9 protein-coding genes are annotated in these 6,738 nt (G+C 37.1%); 3 read left to right on the forward strand and 6 right to left on the reverse strand.

Annotation, left to right across the window (positions count from 1 at the left end):
* Positions 1-97 precede the first annotated feature (97 nt).
* The 3 genes from HMPREF9331_RS04370 to HMPREF9331_RS04380 are packed head-to-tail and all read left to right on the forward strand — an operon-like array spanning position 98 to position 2,842.
* Positions 98-1,261 (forward strand): hypothetical protein, encoded by a 1,164-nt coding sequence (locus HMPREF9331_RS04370; RefSeq protein ID WP_016419919.1) that lies wholly within the window; start codon positions 98-100, stop codon positions 1,259-1,261.
* A gap of 1 nt (position 1,262) precedes the next feature.
* Positions 1,263-1,985 (forward strand): PRTRC system protein B, encoded by a 723-nt coding sequence (locus HMPREF9331_RS04375; RefSeq protein ID WP_016419920.1) that lies wholly within the window; start codon positions 1,263-1,265, stop codon positions 1,983-1,985.
* A gap of 2 nt (positions 1,986-1,987) precedes the next feature.
* The gene (locus tag HMPREF9331_RS04380; protein WP_016419921.1) at positions 1,988-2,842 is read left to right on the forward strand and encodes a PRTRC system ThiF family protein; all 855 of its coding nucleotides are present in this window, start codon (positions 1,988-1,990) and stop codon (positions 2,840-2,842) included.
* Positions 2,843-3,047: 205 nt separating this feature from the next.
* On the opposite strand, the gene HMPREF9331_RS04385 is transcribed toward HMPREF9331_RS04380, so the two are convergent.
* The 6 genes from HMPREF9331_RS04385 to HMPREF9331_RS04410 all read right to left on the reverse strand — a co-directional run.
* Positions 3,048-3,329, reverse strand: coding sequence for a helix-turn-helix domain-containing protein (locus HMPREF9331_RS04385; RefSeq protein ID WP_016419922.1), 282 nt, complete (start codon positions 3,327-3,329; stop codon positions 3,048-3,050).
* Positions 3,326-3,610: a helix-turn-helix domain-containing protein gene (locus HMPREF9331_RS04390; RefSeq protein WP_016419923.1), complete on the reverse strand. Its 285-nt coding sequence runs from the start codon at positions 3,608-3,610 to the stop codon at positions 3,326-3,328. The genes HMPREF9331_RS04385 and HMPREF9331_RS04390 overlap by 4 nt, the downstream gene beginning before the upstream one ends.
* Positions 3,611-3,695: 85 nt before the next feature.
* Positions 3,696-5,123 carry a hypothetical protein gene (locus HMPREF9331_RS04395; protein WP_016419924.1) on the reverse strand — a complete coding sequence of 476 codons (1,428 nt, stop codon included), beginning with the start codon at positions 5,121-5,123 and terminating at the stop codon, positions 3,696-3,698.
* Positions 5,124-5,287: 164 nt separating this feature from the next.
* Positions 5,288-5,719, reverse strand: coding sequence for a TraQ conjugal transfer family protein (locus HMPREF9331_RS04400; protein WP_016419925.1), 432 nt, complete (start codon positions 5,717-5,719; stop codon positions 5,288-5,290).
* Positions 5,720-5,738: 19 nt separating this feature from the next.
* Positions 5,739-6,308 carry a conjugal transfer protein TraO gene (locus HMPREF9331_RS04405; protein ID WP_016419926.1) on the reverse strand — a complete coding sequence of 190 codons (570 nt, stop codon included), beginning with the start codon at positions 6,306-6,308 and terminating at the stop codon, positions 5,739-5,741.
* Between the two features lie 5 nt (positions 6,309-6,313).
* Positions 6,314-6,738: DUF4138 domain-containing protein (locus HMPREF9331_RS04410; RefSeq protein ID WP_016419927.1), on the reverse strand; the 425-nt coding region annotated here is incomplete at its 5' end.

The raw sequence follows: 6,738 nt of genomic DNA on the forward strand, positions 1-6,738 counted from the left end.
TCTATTAATTCTAAAGCTATAAGCCTTGTAAAACAGCTTAAAACAAGGCTTGTAGCTAAAATTAAAAACGTTATCAAAAACTAAAAACAAACTAAAAATGTATGCAACAGCAACCCCAACAAACCCTCGCACCCATACAAAGCGAAGCACAGAGAGAACTCTACCGCAGGTTAAGAGAGTTTTCCAAAGCAATCCAACGCTCCAAAGACCGCTCACAGATACGTCAAGAACAGCAACAAGTAGCCCCGAAAACTCTTTTGCCAATGGTTTTTTAAAAACGACCTTTCCTCCTAAAGTGTATCATTCAAGCAAGCACATCATTTTTAGTGGAGAGGAGCAAGCACAGCTAAAAACCACTCTCAAGTGTTCCCTTGCTCAAATGGCAGACCATTACGGCTTTACTCCCTTTCCCATAGAACGGTACGACCTTTCTTGTGGGATTGCCTTAGCCCTTTCTTACAGCCAAGAGCAAATAAAAAAGAGAGATACCAAAGGTACTTTCTGTGAACTAAAAGTATTGAAAGCCCCCAATAGCGATGCTTTTTTCTCTTGCGAAGAACGTTTTTATTTGCCTAACGAAGTGTTTTTTGTCCCTCTGCAACCACTTTATAGACTTCTGAAAGTACATAAAAACAAACCACTTTATGAACTATTTTTATCGGTATATGCCTATCTAAACCAACGTGCTTTTATAGCAAACTATGTACAAGAAGATTGTTTTGTGGCTTATGCCTATGAAATGTTGCAGGATTGTATTAGCCAAGACTATGAAGAAATAGCGGAAAGAGACCACCTCCTGCACCTTTTAAAGCAGGCACAACAAATAGGTACTATTCTTTCCAAAAAGATACGCAACCCTTGCCATTTAGACTTTTTTCAAAGGCGTATAGACCACTTTATTCCTAAGAATGATTTAGAAGCCGAATGCCTTGCCCTCTCACAAGCCTTTTATACCTTGTGGCAGGATTTTCCTAACCACTCTATCTATACCCATTTGCACAGAGCAGAGGGCTATGAGCAAGGTGAAGAGGAACTTTTTGAAGTAGAGAAATATCTATCTTTTGTCTATGAAGACCAAAGCGACCTATTCCATACCTATCTTTTAGATTGGCTCAATGGAGAATACTCCCAATGTAGTGAGATAGAACTCCCTACCATTTACAAACATTTCAACAGCACAACACCCCTTGCTAACTTTGATTTTGAACAGCGTTTCTTTCCTCTCTTAACTGAACTTATAACCCTTTTAAACCGCATTTAAAATGAAATATACAGACCTCACCCCAGAAGTAGGGGAAGTATATCGCCCTACATCAGCACTTGTTTTTTACGAAGGCAGTAACCGCTACAACCCACAGAGTTATGTAGAGTACTTACACCTTGATAGCAATGGTAACCCTACAAGCGCACAACCGCTTACCCTCGACCAAGCGCAAGCACTTGCCAAAACGCTCACCTGCCAAAAAGAGCAAGCACAAGCCTTTTTAGTCCCCAAAGGTATTATTCCTCGCAGGGTGCTCCATCTATCCCATAAAGGTGAGGGGCAGGCTGTTTGGTACTCTAAAGCACAAAAAAAGCAGTTATTTTTTGCCTCCTCCCTTGCTATAGAAAGCAAAGAAGTAAGTTTACCTCCTCTGTTGTGGAAAGCTACCCCCAAGAGCCTTTGGATATATGCCTTAGCCAAAAACCAAAAGCCACACCTTAATACACCTCTGTGCTATGCGCCTTTTTTTAACGTTTATGAAAATGGCAATGTGTGTATGGGGTCAGTGCAGGTAAATGAGCGTAAAGCCTCTTGCTTAGAAGACTTTATCACCCAATGGGAAGATTATTTTTTCAATAGCTATTTTTCTCATCAATTAGGCTCATATCCTATAACCAAAATACCCTTAATAAGCCTTTGGCAGGAACTCACTCAAAGTAATAAGCCTTTTCCTTGTGAACTGCTTAATCCCAATCATCTCACCTTACAACAAATCCTATAACAATGAAACAGACCCTAAACTCCTCAAACACCCTCAACCCTTTCAATACCTCTGTCCAAACACACAAAGAGCGGGTACATTTTACTGATACTGCTTTGCTCAACACTACCAATCCTATTAAAGTACATCTGATAGGAGCAGGAGGCACAGGCTCGCAAGTAGCCACTGCTTTAGCACGTATCAACCACGCTTTGGTTGCTTTAGGACACGCAGGGTTATTGGTAACCCTTTGGGATAACGACCTTGTAAGTCCTGCTAATCTTGGTAGACAGCTTTTTTCGGCTTGTGAGTTAGGAATGTACAAATCCACTGCTCTAATAAGCCGTATCAATCGCTTTTTTGGTACAGATTGGAGAGCGCAAACACAGCTATTCAGCACTGAGACCTTTTCCTCTGAAGAAGAAACAATGAGAGGAAGCATTTACCTTTCGTGTGTAGATAGCGTAAAGGCACGTTTTGACATTGGGGAAGTACTCGCTCATTTAGAGCGAGCCCATCACTACCACAACAACCCTAAGTATTGGTTAGATTTTGGCAACAGCACCCATTCAGGGCAAGTGATTTTAGGTACTTTACAAGCCATTGAGCAACCTCATAGCGATACTTTTACTCCCATAGACACCCTGCCTACTATTACCCAAGCCTTTGGAGAACTATTAACGCAAGCCGAGCAGAATGACAATACCCCAAGTTGCTCCCTTGCCGAAGCCTTAATCAAGCAAGATTTGTTCATCAACGCCACCCTTTCACAGATGGGAAGCACCCTACTTTGGAACTTGTTCAGAGAAGGGCTCACTCCTTACAGAGGCTTTTTCCTCAACCTCAAAGACTTTCGTACACAACCCTTATTGGTTTAATCCTTAATAAAAACACCTCTTAGAATATTTCTAAGAGGTGTTTTTTATGATTGTTTGTCTGTGCTACTGACTGCTTGTCGTGGCTCACGACCTTCTTTTCTTTGAGAAAGAAAAGAAGCAAAAGAAAGACCTTACAGATAGATTTTTTGTTGGTTTAGGATAGAGAGAAATCTTATAAGATAGCTATTAAAGATAAAAAAAGGAGCTATTTCTTATAGTTAGCCTCCAAAATCTTTAGAATATCACTTTGCTTAAAGAGGATTTTGCCACCAATTTGGATATAAGGAAATAGCCTATCATCACGGTATTGCTGTAGGGTTCTTTTAGTGATATGCAGCAGCTCACAGACCTCCTTTCCTGATAGAAATACCTCGCCATCAAATACAGGACGGAAGTTTTTAAGGATAAAGTCCATTTGTTCTTTTAGGTTTTCAAGCTGACTTAGGTAAGAGCTTAGTTCCTGGTGTGTTTCTGTGAGTAAGTTCATCGGGTTTGAAGGTTAGAGGTTAAAAGCTGTTCTACATCACTACGCTTAAAATAGTTCTTGCGGTGGATGCACGAGAAAGGCAAGAGTTTTTGGTCTTTATAATACTGCAAGGCACGCTTGCTAATGCCCAAAAGCAGACAAACCTCCTGAGAGTCCAACCACTTTTCTTTTTGCCAAATACCTTTGTAAGTATCCATTACCACTTGCAGAGAATTGTTGAGTTGCTGTACGTCTTTTTGTATCTGTTCAAAAACAGATTTTTCTATAACTACTACTTCCATTTGCATTATTTTGCGCAAAGGTAAAACAAAACAAGCCCACTTTTAAAAGCAGGCTTGTTTTGGAAGAGAAAGGAGGATTTTGGCTTTAAATACCATCATTTGCAAAGTATTCATTCATTATATCAGTGATTTTATTAGCATTTGAATCCTTTGCTTTTTTTAGAATTTCATCTCTTTTATAAAACTCAATTTTATATTTTTTTAAGTTATTTTTCTTTTCTTGAAGGTATTGTGTAGCTTCTTCTGAGAAACCTGAAATAGACCAAAATTCAAAAATTATATCTCTGTTTTTATCGCTTGTAAAACTACGATTTTTCTCAATTACCTTATATATAAAAGCTATTTTTTCATTCCACTTCTCTATTATATCTAAACTTATAGGCGTTTTGTAAGCTTTACATTCACATAAAATTATTTTATCTTGGTAGGACGCATATACATCAACTTCTTTCTTTTTCCCATCATCCTTGTAAATTTTACCTATATCAATACTTTGGCATAAATTACTATGATAATACCCAACAATAAATTCAAATAAATCACCTCTCAAATTATTTGTTTTTCCATCTATTAGCTTATCAAATTTCTTTATTATTTCAATAAATTTATTAGGTTCTTTTTTAAGTATCACACTTATATTAGTGATTACATCTATTAAAGATTCCATTAACTCTTTATATTCCCTCCCAAAAAGTTTATCTATTAGACCAATAACTATTCCATTTTCCTTTAATTTACTGAATGCTTCATTAGATAAAGAATCTGTGATTAAATAGGGAATAAAATTACTTTTCTTGTGAGTCTTTTTTATAGTATTAATTTTTGTAAGGAAGAAATTAATGTTTTCTTCATCATTACTTCCTCCTATCATAATATCAGCTAAAACAAAAGAAGGTTTACTCAAACCACAAATATAGCTTGGAGCTGTAAAAGAAAACTGAAATTTTGAAAATTCAGAATTAAAATTACCACCATTATACGATATAAAACCTATGTTTCTATTTAAATCATAAAAATGAGATAAGATATTCTTTTTCACTATTTCAATTGCTTTGTAAGCGCTCTTATTAGAGGAACTAATATTAGGAGATAGCGTGTAATAGTCCTCTTCTTCAATAATTAAACCTATACGACTTAAGTCTCTCACTACATTTGAAAAATTCTTATGTGATTTCAAATTTTCTATAGGACTAAAAGAATAAGAAGCTAACTCATCTTTTTTTATATATCCTTTATGATATTGTAAGGAGTTAATAATACAATAATGCTGTTTTGCACTTGTTTTCAGACTTTCTATCAATGCATAAAAATACCTTTCTGTAAATTGCTGCTCTTTATAATAAAAAAAAGTTTGATTATCCTTGAAAAATCCTCTAATTCTCCCTATACTTTTAGGAAGCCTTTCCAATCTTTTTCTTATAGCATCTTTACCTGTGCTTCCATCCTCATAGTACTTTATTAACTGACTTGAAAGTAAGGGACCTTTTTGTTTTATGTAGTCTTCTGTTGTCATACCTCGCTATTTATAATAGTTACTATAATTGCAATGTCTTTATTTTTTGTTAATAATTGATTTTAAACTATTTATATTGATTTTTTTGTTTTACAAATGTCCAAGAAATATTTTCTTAGACTGCAAAGCTACAAAAAAATCCCGAATTAACGGGATTTTTCTTTTTACTCTTTCTTCACATTAAACTCAAAATCAAGTTTTTGTTCATTGCCGAAGGAGTCGCTTATCCAAACGGAGAAAGACTGGTTAGCTTCTGAGACAGAAGTGTAGTAAAGCCTAAATGCTTCTTTGGAGGCAAGTGGATAAACATCATTGGCAAACAGGGCTTCTCCTTGTGGAGAGGTACGCAAACTACCTTTCCCCTCATACTGAAAGTAACGAATAAAATAGCGGTTCTCTTCGTACTGGTAAGGAGAGCGCAACTCACAGCGTATTTCTACCGTATCGGTTTTACCTATACTTTTAGGTACAGGCAATACCTTTACCTCAAAAGGAAAATTTTGTTGTACGTCCAACTCTTTTTTACAAGAGGTGAATAGGCTCACACATAGCATTGCGATGAGTCCTATTACAATTTTCTGATTTATTTTCTTCATCGTATTGTCTTTTTAAAGGTTAAAACATATAACGCAGTCCTACAGTAGCACAGGGGCGCAGTAGCTCAAAGGAACTTCCCCACAGAGCTGCTACCTTGCCAGAGCAAAGCACTAAAAAGTGATCACTTAGGTAAGTCTCTACCTGCAAGCCTATTTGTGCGCCATAGAGAAAATTATTTTCGTTCTTTAATAGTGCCCCATCAGGGAGGAGACTTTTGCTGTGATTGACTACCTCATAGCCCAAAAGAGCTTCTACTCCCAAGTTCAAAGCTACCGTTTTACTGCTGTCACTGACTAAGGCAAAGCTATAACCTCCTGCACCTATATACCTCTCAACAGGTATATTCAGACTCTTGTAAGGGTACAATCGCCTTTGATATTCAAAGGCAAAATGCTTGTAGTTACCCCTTTTAGCATTGATACTATAGCCCAACTGCACCCCAAAATCATCAGAAAAAGAGGAAGTAAAAGCCTCTGCAGGTGCAACCCAAGAGAGCGAGATACCTTTTTGCTTGGGTAACAATCGCTGTGCCTGGGCAATGGAGCCTCCTAAAAAGCACAGACAAATACAAGTGATAATTCTTAACATTGGCATTAGAATTTAAGGTTAAACTGTTCAATAGGGCGAGCGGCTATAATCTCCTCGTTAGTGATGAGGAACGATTGGTAACGAGAGCCGTTCTTTTCAAAGATTTCTACCCGCAAAACCTTGTCATCAGAGAGGGTGAGTTGGTCTAACATATACACCGAGCGGGCTTCTTTATGAGCCTTTAGTAGGGATATAGGTTGGTATACGCGCAAGGGCTCAATGGGCACTTCTTGTACAATGCTCTTTTTGGTGGTCTTCTTATCAATGATTTTAAAAGTGATAAAATCTACTTCAAAAGGCAGGTTAGAACGATTGGACAATTGCACGTCTACATAGAGTTTGCTATTGTGTACATAGATACCTTTTAGTAGCCATTGTATACCTGCATTCTCTGAACCTATATGCTTGATGTAATTCTTCTTCTGATGGT

The organism is Capnocytophaga granulosa ATCC 51502 (genome assembly GCF_000411115.1).
In the GTDB taxonomy this organism is placed as follows: Bacteria; Bacteroidota; Bacteroidia; order Flavobacteriales; family Flavobacteriaceae; genus Capnocytophaga; species Capnocytophaga granulosa.